Source organism: Arthrobacter sp. ISL-85 (assembly GCF_018613675.1).
GTDB lineage: Bacteria > Actinomycetota > Actinomycetes > Actinomycetales > Micrococcaceae > Arthrobacter.
This window is the reverse complement of record NZ_JAGGPQ010000015.1, coordinates 16,985-36,561: the sequence shown is the minus strand read 5'-3', so window position 1 is coordinate 36,561 and position 19,577 is coordinate 16,985. Positions and strand designations below refer to the sequence as shown.

Genomic DNA, 19,577 nt, shown 5'->3' with positions numbered 1-19,577 from the left:
TGCGAATGATTGCTGCCTTGTTGGAAGCCTAGTGCACCCGGTCTGTGCGACCGGGTGCACCTGGCCTGGTAATGCTGGGGGAACTAGCCGTGCAGCGGCTTGCCGGCCAGCGCCAGGTGGGCTTCGCCGAGGGCTTCGTTCTGGGTGGGGTGTGCGTGCACCAGCTGCGCCACATCCTCCGGGTAGGCTTCCCAGTTCACGATCAGCTGGGCCTCGCCCACCTGCTCGCCCATGCGGGCACCGATCATGTGGACGCCCACCACGGGGCCGTCCTTCTGGCGGACCAGCTTGACCAGGCCGGAGGTGCCCAGGATGGAGCTCTTGCCGTTGCCGGCCAGGTTGTATTCCTGGGTCTGCACCTGGTCTTCACCGAACTTTTCCTTGGCAGCCTTTTCGGTGTAGCCGACGGTGGCGATTTCGGGTTCGGAGTAGGTGACCTTGGGGATGTTGATGTCCTCGACAACCACCGGCTTGAGGCCCGCGATTTCCTCGGCCACGAAGATGCCCTGCTGGTAGCCGCGGTGGGCCAGCTGCACGCCGGGGACGATGTCGCCGACCGCGTAGATGTTGCCGACGCCGGTGTGGAGGCGCTCGTTGGTGATGACGAAGCCGCGGTCGATGGTGACGCCGGCTTCCTCGTAGCCCAGGTTCGCAGTGACGGGGCCGCGGCCCACGGCGACCAGCAGCAGGTCCGCCTCGAACGTCTTGCCGTCCACCAGGGTGACCTTGACGCCGTCGTCATTCTGCTCCACGCCCTGGAAGAAGATGCCGGTGGAGAACTTGATGCCGCGCTTCTTGAATGCCCGCTCGAAGTTCTTGACGATGGTGGCGTCCTCGTTGGGAACGAGGGAGGGCAGGCCTTCGACGATGGTGACATCCACGCCGAACGACTTCCAGACCGAGGCGAACTCGACGCCGATGACGCCGCCGCCCAGGATGATGGCGCTCTTGGGGATGAAGTCCATGGTCAAGGCCTGGTCGGAGGTAATGACCTTGCCGCCGATTTCCAGTCCAGGAAGGGTGCGCGAGTAGGAGCCGGTGGCCAGGACGATGTTCTTGCCCTTGTACGCGGTGCCGTTCACCACGACGGTATCGGTGCCCTGCAGCTTGCCTTCACCCTCGATGACGGTGATGCCCTTGGATTTGATGAGACCCTGCAGGCCCTTGTACTTGCCGGCGATGATGCCGTCCTTGTACGCGTTGACAGCATTGATGTCGATGCTGTCGAGGGTGACATTCACGCCGTATTTGGCGGAGTCACGGGCGTGGTCGGCGAGCTCTGCGGAGTGCAGCAGGGCCTTGGTGGGGATGCAGCCGTTGTGGAGGCAGGTGCCGCCCAGCTTGCCCTTCTCCACGAGGCCGACGGTGAGGCCGAGCTGTACCGCACGCAGCGCAGCAGCGTACCCGCCGCTGCCGCCACCGAGTACCAGGATGTCGAATTCTTGCGCAGTTGCCTGATCGGCCACTAAAACGCTCCCTCGCGTGAACGATGACGCGATCGTCGCGCATCATCTGGTCTTGGAACTTGCACTGCCGTGATTATGTCAGCAGGGCAACTCTCTTGCATTTGTGACTACCGTGGTTCACCTTAGCGAACCACCTATCCATGCTCCACCCTGGCACTGCCTTTGTGGAGCGCTTGTGTCCAGTGTCACGCGGCTCTGTGGTACAGGGATCACCTGCCCGCAAAGCCGCGTGGCACCGGCGCTACAGCCCGTGCCTAGGCGGCGGCCAGGATGTCCTCCACGTAGGCAACCAGAGTTCGGACGGTGCATCCGGTGCCCTGCTTGTGCGTGTAGCCGTAAGGGCTGCCGTTATTAAAGGACGGTCCCGCAATGTCGATGTGCGCCCAGGGAATCTGCTCGCCTGCCTTGTCCTTACCCACGAACTCGCGCAGGAACACGGCAGCGGTCATCATGCCGCCGTGCCGTTCGCCGATGTTCGCCAGGTCCGCCACCTGCGAATCCAGGGTGGGGCGCAGTTCCTCCGGCAGGGGCATGGGCCACACCAGTTCACCGGCGCGGTCCGCTGCTGCCTTGAGCGCATCGGTGACGCTCTCGGATCCCATGATTCCTGCGGTGCGGTTGCCCAGTGCGATCAGCTGCGCGCCGGTAAGGGTGGCGACATCGATGATGGCGTCCGGGTATTCGCGGCTGGCAGCGACGATGCCGTCCGCCATGACCAGCCGGCCTTCGGCGTCGGTATTGAGGACTTCCACGGTCTTGCCGCCGAACATGGTCAGGACGTCCGCGGGGCGTGAGGCGCCACCGCCGGGCATGTTCTCCGCGATGCAGAGCCAGGCAGTCGCCTTTACCGGCAGGCCCAACCCGGCGAGGGCCAGGACAGTGTTAAGGACGACGGCAGCGCCCGCCATGTCGCTCTTCATGTCGCCCATGTTCAGGGCCGGCTTGAGGGAGATTCCGCCGGTGTCGAACGTGATCCCCTTGCCGACCAGGGCGATCTTGGCGGTCGCCTTGGCGGGGGCGTACTCGACCTTAACCAGGCGGGGTTGCCGGGTGGAGCCCTTGCCCACGCCCATGATGCCGCCGAAACCCTCCTTTTCAAGTCGCTTCTCGTCCCAGACTGTGACCTTGACGGGCAGGCCCTTGGCCAGTTCCTTGGCGGCCTCCGCGAACGATTCCGGGTACAGGTGGCTGGGCGGGGTGTTGACCAGCGAGCGGGTGTGGTTCACGGCCTTGGCCACCAGCCCGGCACGCTTAAGGGCGGCGTCCAGGTCCGCGCTGCCGGCCAGGTCGGTGAAGATGACCGCATTGCGGACAGGATCCTTGAGTCCGTCCGCAGAGGAACGGAATTCGGTGAAGGAATAGGCGCCCAGTGCGGCGCCCTCGGCGACAGCCGTGACGTCCTGCGCTGTCGCCGTCGGGAACGCCAGGGTGACCGTGGCCATGCCGGCCAGCTGCCGGACCGCCGACCCCGCGGCCCTGCGGAGTGCCTCGCCTGTGAGCGACCCCGTGGCGGGAACCTTGCCAACGCCGGCGAGGACCAGGATGCCGGCACCGGTTTCGGGCAGGCCCGGCAGGCGGACCAGTTGGTCGGCAGCGCCGGTCACTCCGAGTGCCTTGAGCGAGTCTCCGAGTGCCTCCGCGGACTTCGCCGTCAGCGGGTTGTCCAGCAGGACGGGCCCGTCAGTGCCCTGCCCCACCCCGATGACCACTGCGTCGCTGGGGCTCTTCTTCAGGTCCCGCGAGACGGTACTAAGGTTGACTTCAGTATTCTTGACCACAGGGATGAGTCCTCAATTCTCGAAACGTTTCGGGCAGGGATGCATGTTGGGCGCTCTGCCATGGTGGCCCGGATCCGGCCGTTCCGGACGGTCACCGGGTGGGTGCAGGCCCGCCTGGCAGGCCAGTTCCGATCGTAGCCCTTCCCTGGCGCCCCGGGAGAATTTCCTGAGAGGTGCGCCACACCGCCGGGTGGAATGCCCCGTGCCCGCGCAGCGTTATGAATGATGTCCACCCGCACCCTGAAAGGAACATGCCGTGCTTGAACGGATTTCCGGCTCCCTGCTGGACCCCGACGCGCTCTATGCCAGCAACATCGAGCTGTTCCACAGCCCCGAACTCCAGGGGCTGAACCTGGTCATGGGTTTCACCGGTTTCGCCGACGCGGGACACGTGGTGAAGCAGATCAACGCCGAACTGCTGGACACCCTCGAAGCCAAACCCGTAGCGGTCTTCGACGCTGACCAGCTGATCGACTACAGGTCCCGGCGGCCGCACCTGAGCTTCGTGGAGGACCACATCCAGGACTACCAGGAGCCCCGGCTGGCCCTCTACCGCCTGGTGGACGGCCTGGGGAAGCCATTCCTCCTGCTGGCTGGTTTCGAACCCGACCTGCAGTGGGAGCGGTTCGCCCGCGCTGTGGTGAACATCGTGGAGAAACTGGATGTCAACCTGGTTACCTGGATCCACTCCATCCCCATGCCCGTACCGCACACCCGCCCCGTAGGCGTGACGGTGCACGGGAACCGGCCTGAGCTGATTGAGGGCATCTCGGTGTGGAAGCCCACGGTCGAAGTTCCTGCCGCTGTGGGCCACATCCTCGAACTGCGCCTTGTGGAAGCCGGACGCAATGTTGCCGGGTATGTCATCCACGTCCCGCACTACCTGGCCGAAGCCGAGTACCCGACCGCCGCCGTCGCCGGCCTGGAATACCTGGGTGCAGCGACGTCCCTCATGCTGCCCACCGACCGGCTCCGCGAAGCGGGCCGCGAAGTCAGCCGCCAGATCGCCGAGCAGATCGAGGCCTCCGAGGAGGTCCAGCAAGTGGTTTCCCGCCTCGAAACCCGGTACGACGAGAAAGCAGACGGCATGGTGCGCCGGTCGCTCCTGGCCAACGAGAATGACGAGCTTCCCGACGCCGACGACATCGGCGCCGCCGTGGAGGCCTACCTGGCCAGGGAGAACCCGGGGCAGTAGCCCGGCGTCACAGCTGCGGGTGCGCGCGCCCTGGACGGGCATAATGAAGTGGTGACTGCACCCCGCGCCTGGCTTATCTGGACAATTGGAATTTTCGGGTACCTGGTGGCCGTGGCGCAGCGTACCTCGTTCGGTGTGGTGGGACTCGAGGCCACGGAGCGGTTCCACGCCTCGGCGTCCGCTATTTCCTTCTTTACCGTCCTGCAGCTGCTGGTCTACGCAGGTCTCCAGATTCCCGTGGGCCTGCTGGTGGACAGGCTCGGATCGCGGGCCATGATCGCCGGCGGTGCAGTCCTGATGGGACTCGGACAGCTGCAGCTGGCCTTCGCCGAAAGCATCCCCGGGGGAGTTCTGGGCCGCGTCCTGGTGGGCGCCGGCGATGCTATGACCTTTATCTCAGTGATTCGCCTCATCCCGCTGTGGTTCGCGCCCGCCCGGGTCCCGCTTGTCACGCAGCTGACTGGCATGTCCGGCCAGTTGGGGCAGCTGTTCAGCGTCCTGCCGTTCGCTCTGGTCCTGCACCTGTCCGGCTGGACCCCTGCCTTCCTGATGCTGGCCGGTATGTCAGCGCTCGCCGTCGTGCTCGTCGTCCTGCTGCTGCAGGATGCTCCCCCGGGCACGGAGCGGCCGCACGCCCGGCAAGGCCTCCGGGCCACAGGGGCCTCGCTGGCCCGCGCCTGGAGGCAACCCGGGACACGGCTGGGGATGTGGAGCCATTTCACCATCCAGTTCAGCGGCACCGTCTTCGCCATGACCTGGGGCTATCCGTTCCTTATCTCGGCACAGGGCCTGGACGCCGGTACCGTTGCCGCCCTGATGGCGCTGTACGTCGCTGCTGCCATGGCGGTGGGCCCCTTCATCGGGCGCTTCGTCTCGCGCCACCCGCTGCGCCGTTCCACCATGGTGCTGCTGATTGCTGCCGGCACCGCCGCCGCCTGGGCCGCCGTGCTGCTGGTGCCCGGCCGCGCTCCGCTGTGGCTGCTGGCCGGATTGGTGGTGGTCCTCGCAATCGGTGGCCCAGGCTCCATGATCGGCTTCGACTTTGCACGGACCTTCAATCCCGCGCACCGGATCGGCACCGCCACCGGGATCGTCAATGTTGGCGGCTTCATCGCGGCCTTGGTGTCCATTTTCCTCATCGGCCTGGTGCTTGACGTCCTCTACGCCACCGGATTCTCGCAGGGGGTGCTGTACGGCCTGGCCCCCTTCCGGCTGGCACTAAGCGTCCAGTTCGTGCTCCTGGCGGTGGGCGCCGCCGCCATCCTGGCCTCCCGGCGGAAGGTGCGGCGGCAGATGGCCGACCAGGGGATCGTGGTGCCTCCACTGCGCAGCGCCCTGGCCCGGCAGCGCCGCGAAAGCCTGGCGCGCCGCCGGCAGACCACCCCCACCGACGACTGAGCCTGCCCGGCTTTAGCTGTTCTTACCGGCACTGTTCCTCCACCGTGCCATTTACCCACATAGCGGAATCCAGCACTGCCCGCTGCCCGGCCAGCGGCGAATGCTGGAGCCATGACAGCTTCAGATCGACTAACAGTCCGCGGGCCGGAAGACATCCTTGGCTTCATTCCGCACTCGTTGGGGTACTGGCCCGCCTCCAGCCTGGTGGCCATGACGCTGCACGGCACCAGGCTCGGCGCCACGTTGCGGCTCGACCTCCCGGGCCGGGAGGCACAGGCAGACCAGGCCGCGTTCGCCCGGGCCGTCCGCCGTTACCTTGCGTCGGACCATGACGCTGACGGCGCCTTGCTGGCCGTTTTCACCAGCGACGCCGCCATGGTTCCCCCGTCCGCTTACCGCCGCCTGATCTCGGTGGTGCAGTCAGCACTGGCCCAAGGCGGGATGCCCGTCCGCGATGCCTGGTTGGTGGGGGATGAATATTGGCGTGACGCGTTGTGCTCCGATACTTCCTGTTGCCCGCTTCCGGGGCGCCCCGTGCAGCAGATCAGGGACAGCATGCTGAACACTGAAATGGTTTACCGGGGCAGCAGCGTTGGTCCAGCGCCAAGGGCAGGCGGCGGCCCGGCACCAGCGGTTCCCGCCATGCACCTGGCCGCCGTCCTTGAGGCGCAGGCTGGCTGGGAGGAGGAACTTGGCGGGAGGTTCGGATCCAGGACGCAGTTCAATGCCGTGCTCGATTTTTGGGAGATGCTGCTGGACCGGTCCCAGGCCGGCCCATGGATGCCGGACGTTGACCGCGACGCCTTCCTCCGCGCCACGCTGCTCTGCCCCACCTGGCGCGACGCGGTGCTGGTGATGGCAGCGGCCGGCAGGAACGCTGCGGAGGCCGGTGCCGAACAGTTCGGCGTGCTTCGGGACGGCGGCGGGGACGGCGACGGGATCCCGGTGGTCTCGCTGCCGCTGCTGCCTCCGGTGGAGTTCGCGCGCCGCCGCTTTGCGAGGAGTGGCCGGATGGCCGAAGCGGCGGGGACTACGGCCGGCCGTCCCAACGACTTGCGCCAGGCGCGGGGAACCGGGAGGACTTCTGGCTCCGCTCCTGCCGGCTACGGCGAGGTCCTCATGGGGATGGCGCCCGAGGTTCCCGACTGGCAGGGCCTGGACGCCCTGGACGGGATTCTTGGTCAACTGGCTGTGCTGGGTGGGCGCCCGGCGGCCGCAGCACTGACCCTTCAGGGCTGGGTCGCGTGGTGCAGGGGCCGCGGGTCTTACTCTGCTGCCTACCTGAACCAGGCTCTTGAGCTCGAACCGGGCTACCGCCTCGCGGAGCTTTTGCTGGACCTTGTAGGCAGGGGAACGCTCTGCGGCTGGGCTGCGCGGAAGGACGCGGCCTGGCAGAAGTTCCGGGAGGAACCCGGAGGGGAAGGAACGGGGGAGACAGCGGCCCTTTGAGCGGAGGGGAGCCACGCTGGGGGATCGGCGGAGGCAACCCCGGCACGGGCGGTCCTTGAAAGGCAGTGGGAACGGATGGCAGCAGGAGAGGCCGGATCCGGGCAAATCATGAGACAATAGATGCCGAGACCCGGTTGGGTCCGTGTATCGAGTGCTTGTAACCGTCCCCGCAAGGGAACATTACAGCCGCTCCGGGAGTTGTCTTAAGTGACTCTGCCGGCCGTGGTGGCGCTAGGTTTTCATCACGGACTTGACAGGGTCATAGTGGTGTTGCCCGTATGGTGATTCCACAGACCACCGCTAGAAAGGTTTTCTGTGACCCCGTCTTCCACGAAGAAGGATTCCGCCGCCCAGGACGTCTTGTCCCCTGAGGAGAAGCAGGCCGCGACCAACGCCAAGCGGGCAGCCACGCGGGCAGCCAACAAGGCGTCGGCCGGCGAAGCTGGAGCGGACGGCAAGCGCGAGCCCAAGAAGCGTGGGCCCAAGCCCGGCGCCAAGGCTGCAGCAGCGGCCGCGGGAAAGAACGCCGACGACGATGACGCGGCCGGAGAAGTCGAGGAAGACCTCGACGAGACCGCACTCGAAGGCGCCGAAGTCGTCGAGGAGGATGCCGAAGCTGACCCCGTAAAGGGCGCAGCCGGCTCCGGCACGGGCTTCGTCTACTCCGACGCGGATGACGACGACGCTCCTGTGCAGCAGGTCATGTCTGCCGGCGCCACGGCTGACCCCGTCAAGGACTACCTGAAGCAGATCGGCAAGGTGGCACTGCTCAACGCGGAGCAGGAAGTGGACCTTGCGCTGCGGATCGAAGCCGGGCTGTTTGCCGAGGAGAAGATCGCCGCCGACGACGGGTCCATGGATCCGAAGTACAAGCGTGAACTTGAGTTCATCATCCACGACGGCAAGCGCGCCAAGAACCACCTGCTGGAGGCCAACCTGCGCCTGGTGGTTTCGCTGGCCAAGCGCTACACCGGCCGCGGCATGCTGTTCCTGGACCTGATCCAGGAAGGCAACCTGGGCCTGATCCGCGCCGTGGAGAAGTTCGACTACACCAAGGGCTTCAAGTTCTCCACGTACGCCACCTGGTGGATCCGCCAGGCCATCACCCGCGCCATGGCCGACCAGGCACGCACCATCCGCATTCCGGTGCACATGGTCGAGGTCATCAACAAGCTGGCACGTGTCCAGCGCCAGATGCTGCAGGACCTGGGCCGCGAACCCACGCCCGAGGAACTGGCGCTGGAACTGGACATGACGCCCGAAAAGGTTGTCGAAGTCCAGAAGTACGGCCGCGAACCGATTTCGCTCCATACGCCCCTGGGCGAGGACGGCGATTCGGAGTTCGGCGACCTGATCGAGGACTCCGAGGCCGTTGTCCCGGCTGACGCCGTGAGCTTCACCCTCCTGCAGGAGCAGCTGCACTCGGTGCTGGACACCCTCTCCGAGCGAGAGGCCGGCGTGGTGGCCATGCGGTTCGGCCTGACGGACGGACAGCCGAAGACTTTAGACGAAATCGGAAAGGTCTACGGCGTCACCCGCGAGCGGATCCGCCAGATCGAATCGAAGACCATGTCCAAGCTCCGCCACCCCTCCAGGTCGCAGGTGCTGCGGGACTACCTGGACTAAGTCTCCAGCAGGACCAAACAGGGGCCGTCCCGAATCCACTGCCAGTGGATTTGGGACGGCCCCTGTTGTCTTCGGCCCCCTGTTGTCTTAGTGTCTGTCGCGTTCGGCCGTGGCAAGGGCACGATCCGATGGGTTTTCTTAAACGCCTGCGGGGCCCTTCCGTGGCGGAAGGGCCCCGCAGGTTTTGTTGTTACCGATGCCTCATCTAGTCGATTTCCACGGCAGCTTTCTCGTGAAGCTTTCCCGTCTCATCGTGCCAGTCGGAGCTCAACGGCTTGAGCGTCGCCTCGACTGCACGGGCATGGTGGCCGCAGAACAGCAGCTCACCGCCGGAGGACTCGAGTACAACCCGCACATATGCCTGGGCTCCGCAACGGTCGCACCGGTCGAGTGCGTTGAGTGTGCGGTCTGCCACTGCTGTTGTCATGTCGGCCTCCTTAGTAGATCAGTACATCTATATAACCAGCATTCGTATCCAAACCATCGCAAGGATGGGGCAAGTTCGCTGTGCGCGTATCCACAAGGTTCGGTCAAGAATGGCCAAGTTCCGCCGGTCACGGGGGCTGGTGGTGCGCCGCACAGGCGCCGGTGGGTGTGGCAGGCGGCTGTCACCGCCGCTGCCGACTAGTCTGGAAGGTGCGGTTCCAGCGCCGCATTGACGTCCCTGAAGGAGTTCATCACCCGTGGCACCAAGCTCTGAGTACACCGCCCGGCACCTCTCCGTCCTGGAAGGCCTCGAAGCCGTCCGCAAGCGCCCGGGCATGTACATCGGCTCAACCGACTCGCGCGGCCTCATGCACTGCCTCTGGGAAATCATCGACAACTCCGTGGACGAGGCCCTGGCCGGGTTCGGCCACGACATCCGCATCATCCTCCATGCGGACAACTCCGTGGAGATCCACGACGACGGCCGCGGCATCCCCGTCGACAAGGAGCCCAAGACGGGACTCACCGGCGTCGAGGTGGTCTTCACGAAGCTGCACGCCGGCGGTAAGTTCGGCGGCGGCTCCTACACCGCCTCCGGCGGACTCCATGGTGTGGGCGCCTCCGTGGTGAACGCACTGTCCTCCCGCCTGGACGTAGAGGTGGACCGCGGCGGAAAGACGTACAAGATGTCCTTCCGACGGGGTGAACCCGGCCGCTTCAAGGACACTGGTTCCAGGCTGGATCCGGCAGCGCCGTTCACGCCGTTCGTCAACGACTCTGTCCTCGACGTGGTGGGCAAGGCCAAGCGCGGTGTCACCGGCACCAGGATCCGCTACTGGGCGGACCGGCAGATCTTCACCTCCGACGCCAAGTTCTCCTACGAGGACCTGGTTGCCCGTGCACGCCAGACCTCCTTCCTGGTGCCCGGCCTTAAGCTCACGGTGCGTGACGAGCGCAAGGTCCCCGGGACCCCGGGCGAAGCCGGCCCGCACGAAGAGGTGTTCCACCACGACGGCGGCATTTCCGAATTCGTCGAGTTCCTTGCTGCCGATCCGGCGGTCACTGACGTCTGGCGGCTGCATGGGTCAGGGAAGTTCAAGGAGACGGTGCCGGTCCTGGACGAACGGGGGCACAGCCAGCTGGCCGAGGTTGAGCGTGACTGCGAGGTGGACGTGGCGCTCCGCTGGGGGATCGGCTATGACAGCACGGTGCGGAGCTTCGTGAACATCATCGCCACGCCAAAGGGGGGTACCCACCAGTCAGGCTTCGAACAGGCACTGATCAAGACCTTCCGCAAAGCGGTGGAGGCCAATGCCCGCAAGCTCAAGGCCGGCAATGACAAGATCGAAAAGGACGACATCTTCGCCGGACTGACTGCAGTGCTGACCGTCCGGCTCGCGGAGCCACAGTTCGAAGGCCAGACCAAGGAGATCCTCGGCACCAGTGCGGTCCGCGCGATCGTGGCCAAGGTGGTGGAGAAGGAGATCTCCGCCAAGCTGTCGGCCAGCAACCGGAACGACAAAGCGCAGTCCGCGCTGCTGCTGGAAAAGATCGTCAACGAGATGAAGTCCCGCATCTCGGCCCGCGTGCACAAGGAGACCCAGCGGCGCAAGAACGCGCTGGAAACCTCCTCGATGCCCACCAAGCTCGCTGACTGCCGGACGGACGACGTCGAACGTTCGGAACTGTTCATCGTGGAAGGCGACTCGGCGCTGGGTACGGCCAAGCTGGCCCGCTCCTCGGACTTCCAGGCCCTGCTGCCCATCCGCGGCAAGATCCTCAACGTCCAGAAGGCATCGGTGGGGGACATGCTCTCCAACGCCGAGTGCGCGGCCCTCATCCAGGTGGTGGGTGCAGGCTCCGGCCGCAGCTTCGACATCAGTGCCGCCCGCTACGGCAAGGTGATCCTCATGACCGACGCCGACGTGGACGGTGCCCACATCCGGACGCTGCTGCTGACGCTGTTCTTCCGCTACATGCGGCCCATGATCCTGGAGGGAAGGGTGTTTGCCGCGGTTCCGCCGCTGCACCGGGTGGAGGTCATCAACGCCGGCCAGAAGGCCAACGAGATGATTTACACCTACTCGGAGGCCGAACTTCACGTGCTGCTGGCCCGCCTGGCCAAGGAAGGCAAGCGGTACAAGGAACCCATCCAGCGGTACAAGGGCCTGGGGGAGATGGATGCCGAGCAGTTGGCCGAAACCACCATGGACCCGCGGCACCGCACGCTGCGCAAAGTGGGAATCGAAAATGCGCAGCAGGCGGAAGAAATTTTCGACCTGCTGATGGGCTCGGATGTGTCTCCGCGCAAGGACTTCATCATCGCCGGCGCGTCCAGCCTGGACCGGGAACGCATCGACGCCTGATGCCCGGCGGGCGTCGGGCCGTGGCTGGCGCCGCCCCGGGCGGCGTCAGCCGAGGAGCCCGGGAACCACCAGCAGCGCGGTGGGCAGTGCAAGCAGCAGGACGCAGCCGGCCATGACCGCACTGCGGACGGCGGCAGGAAGCGGGGGCTGGGGAGTCAGGAGGCGGCTGACCCGCGAAGCTGCGGTACGGACGGCGTCCGAGCCGGGTCCGCCTGATGCCGCTTCAAGTCCGGAGAGGGCCAGGGTAGGCGAGGAAGGCCGGACATCACCGGCGCCGGCACCCCCCGCTGAACCGCTTGCCACGATGGCGATGGCCTTGATGAGGGTGGCTTTGCTCTCGGTCCGGAGGGCGACGTCGTCGGCCAGCATCTCGATCAGCGAGTTGACCGACTCCTGCGCCAAACGCGTGGTGGGCAGCCAGGGAAGGGCCTGCCGCCAGGCTGCGAAGGCCCAAAGCAGCAGGTGGTGCCGCTGGCTCAGGTGGGCGTTCTCATGGATGAGGACGGCACGCAGTTCGGCCGGTTCGAGCGCCGCCATCAGGCCGTCCGACAGGACGGTCACGGAGCGGGCGCCGCCCGGAAGGCAGTAGGCGACAGGGGAGTCGTGGCTGATGACGAGCGTTCCGGCGTTCTGGCCGGAAGGCGAAGCCAGGAGCGCGAGCAGTTCGCGGTGCCGGCGCCGCTGCCGCTGGATCTTGTAGTACGTCAGCAGCAGCGTGAAGACCAGGTGGGCCGTGAGCAGGGCGGCAGTGGACAGCGCGAAGATATGCCAGAACCCCAGCGCGGTGGTGGGCGCATTGAAAAGCACCATCCCGGCAAGGGCGCGCAGTCCCGCGATGAGGTTGTCGCCGACAGGTTCCAGGCCGTAGACCAGCATGGCGCCGATCATGGACAGTCCACCTGCAAGCGCGATTGCCTGCCACAACAGCATTGCCGTGAAGGGCGACCTGGCCGGCCACTGCGCCCGAGACAGAAGTATTGGCACGGGCCAGGCAAGGATGATCGCAAGGACCGCCAGCAGGTACGAGGCCCAGAACATGGTGTGTTAGAGGTGGCCCAGCAGTTTGCGCAGCGTCTCGGCTTCACCTTCGGAGACAGACCCAATGAAGCGGGCCAGGACGGCCTCGCGGTCCGGGGCTGAACCAAGGACCTCATGCATGAGTTCGGCGGTGTGGTCTGCACGGCTGGACACTGCCTGGTAGCGGTGCGGGCGGGTGCCGCGTTCGCGTTCCACCAGCCCTTTCTTCTCCAGGCGGGAGAGGACGGTGAGCACCGTAGTGACGGCCAGTTCCTTGCCTTCGTGGCCCGGTCCGCCCCGTGCCGCCGACGTTCGGGCCAGCTGGTCCCTCAGGGTATTGGCCGTAGCCGCTTCCTGGCCCGCCCAGAGCAGGTCCATCACTGACCGTTCCAGTTCACCAAGACTAGCCATTTCACATTCCTTTATTTCCCCGCACCGTACGCCCTGGCGCGCCCGGTGACCTCGTGCTGTCGTTCAACTACAGAACTAAATTTACCCCGAAACCGCCGAAGCTTCTACATGGGGTAGAACATGTGGCGCCCCGCGGCCCAGTGCGCGATCCTGGGGGAGGGTGATCGGTTTTCGTCCCCCGCCGACCATGTTCTACACTGTGTAGAAGTTATAGTTCTACGAAGCGTAGAAAACTGCATTTGCTCACAGTTGGGACTGCCATGGACGCCTTGGAAATCGCACGCTGGCAATTTGGTATCACCACGGTGTACCACTTCATGATGGTGCCCCTGACCATCGGCCTGGGCCTCGTAGTGGCCGTTATCCAGACGGCCTGGTACCGCACCGGCAAGCCCGAGTACCTGCGCATGACAAAGTTCTGGGGAAAGCTCTTCCTCATCAACTTCATCATGGGCGTCGCCACCGGCATCGTGCAGGAGTTCCAGTTCGGTATGGCCTGGAGCGAGTACAGCCGCTTCGTGGGTGATGTCTTCGGTGCGCCGCTGGCCCTCGAGGCCCTCCTCGCTTTCTTTGTCGAGTCCACCTTCCTGGGCCTGTGGATCTTCGGCTGGAAGCAGCTCAAGCCCGCCATCCACCTCGCCTGCCTCTGGGTGGCCGTCATTGGATCGGCGCTTTCGGCCTACTTCATCATCGTGGCCAACAGCTGGATGCAACACCCGGTGGGGGTCGAAATGATCAACGGCCGGCCCGTCATGACCGACGCCTGGGCCGTCTTCACCAACAACACGGCCCTCGTGGCCGTCCCGCACACCCTGTTCGGCGCCCTCGCAGTGGCCGGCGGCTTCCTCCTGGGCATCGCCTGGTACCACCTGTGGCGGAGGCGGCACGACGGCGTTGACACAGTAGGTGCCGACGGCCGGGTCATCCCCGGGGAAGACGCCCGGATCCCCGGCCGCGACCGTGCCGACCACAAGGTGTGGATCCGGTCCCTGCGCATCGGCGCCGTGGTGGCCATGATCTCCTTCGCCGGCACCGCCGTCACCGGCGACCTGCAGGGCAAGCTGATGTTCCAGCAGCAGCCCATGAAGATGGCCGCGGCCGAGGCGGCCTGCCACGACGGCACGGGCTTCTCGGTCCTGAGCATCGGCAACGTGGGATCCAAGAACTGCGACGACGTAGTGGCCGTGATCGAAGTTCCGGGCATCCTGTCCTTCCTGGCCAAGGGGGACTTCACCACCGAGGTCCAGGGCGTCAACAGCCTGCTGCCCGAGTACAAGGCCAACTACGGAACCCACCTGCCGGACAACCCCATCTACGGCGAGCGCGCCGGCCAGGAAATCCAGTACGTGCCCGTCATGGAGGTCACCTACTGGGGCTTCCGGATGATGATCGGCTTCGGCGGCCTCGCCGCCCTCGCCGCACTCGTGGCCCTCTGGCTCACCCGCAAGGGGACCGTACCGGAGGCAAGGTGGCTCATGCGCCTGGCAGTCTTCGGCATCCTGGCCCCCTTCGGGGCCAACGCCGCCGGCTGGATCTTTACCGAGATGGGCCGCCAGCCGTTCGTGGTGGCCCCCAACCCTGATCCCAGCGGCATTGACCAGGTGTTCATGTTCACCGCTGCCGCCGTGTCGCCGGGTGTTTCCGCAGGGGAGTTGATCACCTCGCTGGTTGCCCTGACAGCCGTATACGCCGTCCTCCTGGTGGTGGAAGTGAAACTGCTGGTCACGTACATCCGCGGCGGCGTGGTGTCCGCCATGCCGGAGCTGGGCCACGCACCGGCGGACGAGAACGAGGATGAAACGCCCGGCGCCGGCGGCAACGGGGACACTAAACCGGCCGACGACGTCCTGGCCTTCGCCTACTAACCGCATCCGGTTCCAAAGACCGAGCAGAGGAAACACACAATGGAACTGCTTCCCACCATTTGGTTCATCGCCATCGCGGTGCTGTGGACCGGCTACCTCTTCCTGGAGGGCTTCGACCTCGGCGTCGGGATGCTGATGAAGCTCTTCGCGCGCAACAACACCGAGCGCCGCGTCCTGTTGAACACCATCGGACCCGTCTGGGACGGCAACGAGGTGTGGCTGCTGACCGCCGGCGGCGCCACCTTCGCTGCCTTCCCGCTCTGGTACGCGTCCTTGTTCTCCGCGCTCTACCTGCCCCTGCTGGTGGTCCTGCTGGCCCTGATCTTCCGCGCCGTGGCGTTCGAATACCGCGGCAAGGTGGACACCGACAGCTGGCGGAACCGGTGGGACTGGGCCATCGCCCTGGGTTCCTTCTTCGCCGCCTTCGGCGTAGGTGCCGCCCTGGCCCTCACCACCACCGGCCTCCCGCTGAACGCCAACGGTGACCGCGAAGGCGGCCCCCTGGCCTGGTTCAGCGGCTACGCCCTGCTCGGGGGGATCGCGGTGGTGGGTTTCTCGCTGCTCCACGCTCTGGCCTTCCTGGCCCTCAAGACGGACGGGGAAGTCCGGCACCGGGCACGCCAGTGGTTCGTGCGCCTCCTGCCGGTCCTGCTCCTCCCGATCGCTTCGTGGGCCCTCGCCATCCAGTTCATGGAAGGCAAGCCCTGGACCTGGGCCGCCGTCATCCTGGCCGTCGGTGCCGCCGTCACTGCCTGGCTGCTGGCCCGGGGCGGTTCCGAAGGCAGGGCCTTCCTGGCCCTGGGTGCCTTCCTGGTCCTGGGCACGACATCCATTTTCGGGGCCGTGTTCCCAGTGGTGCTTCCCTCCACGCTGGACAGGGCCTTTGACCTCACCATCTCCAACGCCTCCTCCTCGGACTACACCCTGGGGCTGATGAGCATCGTGGCGGCGTTTGGGCTTCCACTGGTGATCGCCTACCAGGCCTGGACCTACTGGGTGTTCCGCCGCCGCGTCAGCGCCGCCCATATCCCGGCAGCCCACAGCTTCCTCCCGGCCGTGGCCGCCAAGGCGTTCACCACCAAGGGCTGACATGCGGCCCACCTTTCCCGCCGGCCCCGCAACCCGGTCCGCAATCTACTGGCTGGGCCTGCTCGCTGCGCTCAAGGCCCTGTCCCTGGTCCTCATCGGCCAAGCGGTGGCCTCCGTCCTTGCCGGCCTCGTTGCCGGGGACCCTGCCTGGGCGCAGCAGATCGCGGCAGGCCTGGCCGGCGTCGTCCTCCGCTCCCTGACGGTCTGGGGACAGGCAGTCGCCGCGCGCCGTGCGGCACTGGGCGTCAAGGAAGAGCTCCGGGCCGAGCTCCTGCAGCGGGCCCTGCGCACCGGCGTGCGCGGCGCCGGCCCGGGCGACGGCGGCCTGGCGGTCCTTGCGACCCGCGGCCTGGACGCCCTGGACAGCTACTACACCCAGTTCCTTCCCGCGCTGGTCAACTGCGCCGCCGTTCCGCTGCTGCTGGGGGCCCGGATCCTCTTCGCGGACTGGGTCAGCGCACTGGTCATCGTGCTGACGGTGCCGCTGATCCCGGTGTTCATGGCATTGATTGGCCGGTACACCGAGGACAGCGTTCGCCAGGCCCAGGCCTCGCTGGCACGGCTGTCGGCGCACATGCTGGAACTCGCCAAGGGACTGCCGGTCCTGGTGGGGCTGGGACGTGCCACCGCCCAGCGCAAGGCCCTGGAGGAGATCTCCGAGGAGTACCGCTCCCGCACCATGGGCGCCCTGCGGACCGCTTTCCTGTCGGCGCTGGCCCTGGAACTGATCGCCACCATTTCAGTGGCCGTGGTGGCCGTCTTCATCGGCGTCCGGCTGGTCCACGGCGACATGCCGCTGGAAGCCGGGCTGCTGGCGCTCCTCCTTGCCCCGGACTGCTACCTTCCGCTGCGGGAGCTGGGCACCGCCCACCACGCCAGCGACGACGGCAGGGTGGCGCTCGCCGAAACAGCCGCCGTGACCGGAGCCCCCGAGGCAACACCCCTGCCCGCGGCCAAGGCCGGCAGGCCGGGCGCCCCGCTTGAGGTCACCGGACTCTCCGTGACATACGCCGGACGGTCCGGAGCCGCCGTCGGACCCCTTTCGTTCACCGCACCGCAGGACAGGATCACCGCCCTGGATGGCCCCAGCGGCGCCGGCAAGAGTACCGTGCTGGGCGTCCTGGCGGGGACCATCGGCCACGGCGGCGGAACGGGCGGCGCAGGGACCAGCATTACCGGATCCATCAGCGGCCTGGACCGAAGCGCCGTGGCCTGGGTGCCGCAGCACCCCGTCATGGTGGCCGGGACCGTCCTGGACGAGGTGCTGCTGTACCTCTCACCGGACCCCAGCCACGGTCCCGACAGGTTCACAGCTGAAGCGGCTGCCCGCCGCTGCCTGGAACGCGCCGGAGCCGGGCACCTGGCAGCAAAGCACCAGGCGGAGCTGAGCCCGGGCGAGCTGCGCCGCGTGGCACTGGCCCGCGGCCTTGCCAAAATCGACGCCGGTGCCACCCTCCTGCTGCTCGACGAGCCCACCGCACACCTGGACGACGCGTCCGCGGTCATCGTCGAGGACGCCATCCGCCGGCTCCGCGGCCAGGTCACCGTGATCCTGGTGGCCCACAACCAGCGCACCCGGCAGCTCGCGGACCTGCTGGTTCCGGTTTCGCCGGCAGCCCGGGTCACCGCTGAAGCGAAACAGGACGGCGGCGCCCCCGCCGACCTGCGCGGCCGTCCCGCGTTGCTGCCCGCCGGCTCAACAGGAAGCCGTGCAGCAGAGGGGGACGCCGACGTCGGCAGCGCTTTCACGGACGAAGCAGGTGACCTCCCCGTGGGCAAGCCCGGGCAGGCCACCCCCGGAGCCTGCCGGCTCCTGGCCGCACTCCTGGCACCGGTCCGGGGCAAGTTCGCGGCCGCGGCCTTCGTCGGCACCCTGGCGGCCGTCTTCGCCGTCGCGCTTTCCGGCCTTTCCGGCTGGCTCATTATCCGCGCCAGCGAGCAGCCGCCCATCCTGTACCTCCTGACCGCCATCGTCGGCGTCCGGTTCTTCGGCATTGGCCGGGGGGTGTTCCGCTACTGGGAGCGGCTGCTGCTGCACGACGCCGTGTTCGCCGCACTCACCCGCCTCCGCGGCCGGCTCTGGGAGTCACTGAGCCGCAGGGCGCTGTCACTGCGCCGGCTCCTGCAGGGCGGCAACGTGCTGGGCACGGTAATCGACGACGTCGACACCATCCGCGACCTCCTGCCCCGCGTAGTCCTGCCGCCCGTCACGGCCGTTGCCGTGTCCGTCCTGGCCGTGGCCGCTACCGGCATCCTGGTGCCTGCCGCCCTTCCAGCCGTGGCCGGCGCGGCCATCGGCGGCCTAATGCTGGCTCCTGCCGCTGCCTTGTTCGGTGACCGCAAATCCGCCGCCGCCGAGCAGTCCCTGCGCTCCGGCGTCCTGCGTCGGGTAGCCGCTGCCCTCGATGCCCGGGCCGAACTGCACGCAAACGGCGTTGCGCCCCGCGTGCTTGATGCACTGCTGGCGGAGGACCGGGAGGCCACCCGTGCGTCGCAGCGCTCCGCCTGGGCGGATGGGCTTGGCCATGCAGTGGCTACCGCGGCTTGCGGTACGGCTGCATTGGCGGCCGCGTGGCTGGCGGGCCCCGGGGTTCTCACAACCCAGGTAGCCCCGGAAACGGCGGCCGTGGTGGTCCTCCTGCTGCTCGCGCTGGTGGAACCCTACGCAGCGATGACGACGGCGGTGCGCCAGTTCCCTGCGCTGCGTTCCGTCATGCGCCGGGTGGGGGAGTCGGGGGCCCTTGAGGGGGCCAGCGAAGCCGGCGATGGCCTGCAGCCCGTTCCGCGTAGGGCCGGCGGCGCGCCAGGCGTTGAGCTCGTGGACCTGGCCGCGGCCTGGCCGGGCGGCTCCGCGGTCTTCTCGGGCGTGGATGCCGTGGCAGCTCCCGGGCGCTGGCTGGCGGTCACCGGACCGTCCGGTTCCGGGAAATCCACGCTGCTCTCCGTGCTGCTGGGCTTCCTGCCGCCCGCGGCCGGCCAGGTGAAGGTTACTGGCCGGGCTGCGTGGTGCCCGCAGGAGGCGCACCTGTTCGATTCCACCATCAGGGGAAACCTGTTGCTGGGACGGCCGGCAGCAAACGGCGCACCGCCGGTTATGGACGACGAGCTGGAGGCCGTCCTGGCCGCCGTCGGACTTTCCGCGCTGGTGGGCCGGCTGCCGTCGGGGCTGGACACCCGGATCGGTCCGGGCGGCGCCTTCCTGAGCGGCGGCGAGCGCCAGCGCCTGGCCGTGGCGCGGACCCTGTTGACCGGTGCGGAAGTCATCCTGCTGGATGAGCCCACCGCCCACCTGGATGCGGAATCAGCGGCCGCCATGCTGGCGGACCTGCGCGCGGGACTACGGGACCGCACCGTGGTGCTGGTGACGCACAACCCCGCTGACATCCACCCCGGTGATGCCCGGCTGGAGCTTTCGGCCTCCGCCGGACAGCCCCGGGGATCCCTGGCGCCGTCCCGCTAAGCCCGTTACTGCGGCCTCGCCGCCACGCACG

At 67.1% G+C, this 19,577-nt stretch carries 13 protein-coding genes; 8 read left to right on the top strand and 5 right to left on the bottom strand.

What is annotated here, in order from left to right; all coding sequences use genetic code 11:
- Positions 1-83: 83 nt before the first annotated feature.
- Both lpdA and J7I84_RS11120 read right to left on the bottom strand, forming a co-directional pair.
- The gene (gene lpdA / locus J7I84_RS11125) at positions 84-1,466 is read right to left on the bottom strand and encodes a dihydrolipoyl dehydrogenase (RefSeq protein WP_214944470.1); all 1,383 of its coding nucleotides are present in this window, start codon (positions 1,464-1,466) and stop codon (positions 84-86) included.
- A gap of 254 nt (positions 1,467-1,720) precedes the next feature.
- Positions 1,721-3,244 carry a leucyl aminopeptidase gene (locus J7I84_RS11120; protein WP_214944468.1) on the bottom strand — a complete coding sequence of 508 codons (1,524 nt, stop codon included), beginning with the start codon at positions 3,242-3,244 and terminating at the stop codon, positions 1,721-1,723.
- Between the two features lie 256 nt (positions 3,245-3,500).
- Here J7I84_RS11120 and J7I84_RS11115 point away from each other — a divergent pair, with 256 nt between their 5' ends.
- The 4 genes from J7I84_RS11115 to J7I84_RS11100 all read left to right on the top strand — a co-directional run bounded on the left by J7I84_RS11115 (position 3,501) and on the right by J7I84_RS11100 (position 8,912).
- The gene (locus tag J7I84_RS11115; RefSeq protein WP_214944466.1) at positions 3,501-4,439 is read left to right on the top strand and encodes a proteasome assembly chaperone family protein; all 939 of its coding nucleotides are present in this window, start codon (positions 3,501-3,503) and stop codon (positions 4,437-4,439) included.
- A 51-nt stretch (positions 4,440-4,490) separates the two neighbouring features.
- Positions 4,491-5,837, top strand: a complete 1,347-nt coding sequence (locus tag J7I84_RS11110; RefSeq protein WP_214944464.1) for a nitrate/nitrite transporter — start codon at positions 4,491-4,493, stop codon at positions 5,835-5,837.
- 111 nt (positions 5,838-5,948) lie between these two features.
- Positions 5,949-7,286, top strand: coding sequence for a DUF4192 family protein (locus J7I84_RS11105; protein WP_214944462.1), 1,338 nt, complete (start codon positions 5,949-5,951; stop codon positions 7,284-7,286).
- A gap of 315 nt (positions 7,287-7,601) precedes the next feature.
- Positions 7,602-8,912 carry an RNA polymerase sigma factor gene (locus J7I84_RS11100; protein WP_311381126.1) on the top strand — a complete coding sequence of 437 codons (1,311 nt, stop codon included), beginning with the start codon at positions 7,602-7,604 and terminating at the stop codon, positions 8,910-8,912.
- 205 nt (positions 8,913-9,117) lie between these two features.
- Here the strand turns inward: J7I84_RS11100 and J7I84_RS11095 are convergent, their stop codons facing one another.
- Positions 9,118-9,339 (bottom strand): hypothetical protein, encoded by a 222-nt coding sequence (locus tag J7I84_RS11095; RefSeq protein WP_013600696.1) that lies wholly within the window; start codon positions 9,337-9,339, stop codon positions 9,118-9,120.
- Between the two features lie 256 nt (positions 9,340-9,595).
- Between J7I84_RS11095 and J7I84_RS11090 the strand changes: the two genes are divergently transcribed.
- The gene (locus J7I84_RS11090; protein ID WP_214944460.1) at positions 9,596-11,704 is read left to right on the top strand and encodes a type IIA DNA topoisomerase subunit B; all 2,109 of its coding nucleotides are present in this window, start codon (positions 9,596-9,598) and stop codon (positions 11,702-11,704) included.
- A 45-nt stretch (positions 11,705-11,749) separates the two neighbouring features.
- Here J7I84_RS11090 and J7I84_RS11085 read toward each other — a convergent pair whose 3' ends face one another.
- Positions 11,750-12,742: a M56 family metallopeptidase gene (locus tag J7I84_RS11085; protein WP_214944458.1), complete on the bottom strand. Its 993-nt coding sequence runs from the start codon at positions 12,740-12,742 to the stop codon at positions 11,750-11,752.
- A 6-nt stretch (positions 12,743-12,748) separates the two neighbouring features.
- Positions 12,749-13,132, bottom strand: coding sequence for a BlaI/MecI/CopY family transcriptional regulator (locus tag J7I84_RS11080; RefSeq protein WP_214944456.1), 384 nt, complete (start codon positions 13,130-13,132; stop codon positions 12,749-12,751).
- A 260-nt stretch (positions 13,133-13,392) separates the two neighbouring features.
- On the opposite strand from J7I84_RS11080, the gene J7I84_RS11075 reads away from it, so the two are divergent.
- The 3 genes from J7I84_RS11075 to cydD are packed head-to-tail and all read left to right on the top strand — an operon-like array spanning position 13,393 to position 19,546.
- Complete coding sequence (locus J7I84_RS11075; RefSeq protein ID WP_214944454.1) at positions 13,393-14,997, top strand: cytochrome ubiquinol oxidase subunit I; 1,605 nt, start codon at positions 13,393-13,395, stop codon at positions 14,995-14,997.
- Positions 14,998-15,036: 39 nt separating this feature from the next.
- Positions 15,037-16,086 carry a cytochrome d ubiquinol oxidase subunit II gene (gene cydB, locus J7I84_RS11070; protein WP_214944452.1) on the top strand — a complete coding sequence of 350 codons (1,050 nt, stop codon included), beginning with the start codon at positions 15,037-15,039 and terminating at the stop codon, positions 16,084-16,086.
- 1 nt (position 16,087) lies between these two features.
- On the top strand, positions 16,088-19,546 hold the full coding sequence (cydD, locus tag J7I84_RS11065; protein WP_214944450.1) for a thiol reductant ABC exporter subunit CydD: 3,459 nt from the start codon (positions 16,088-16,090) through the stop codon (positions 19,544-19,546).
- Positions 19,547-19,577 lie beyond the last annotated feature (31 nt).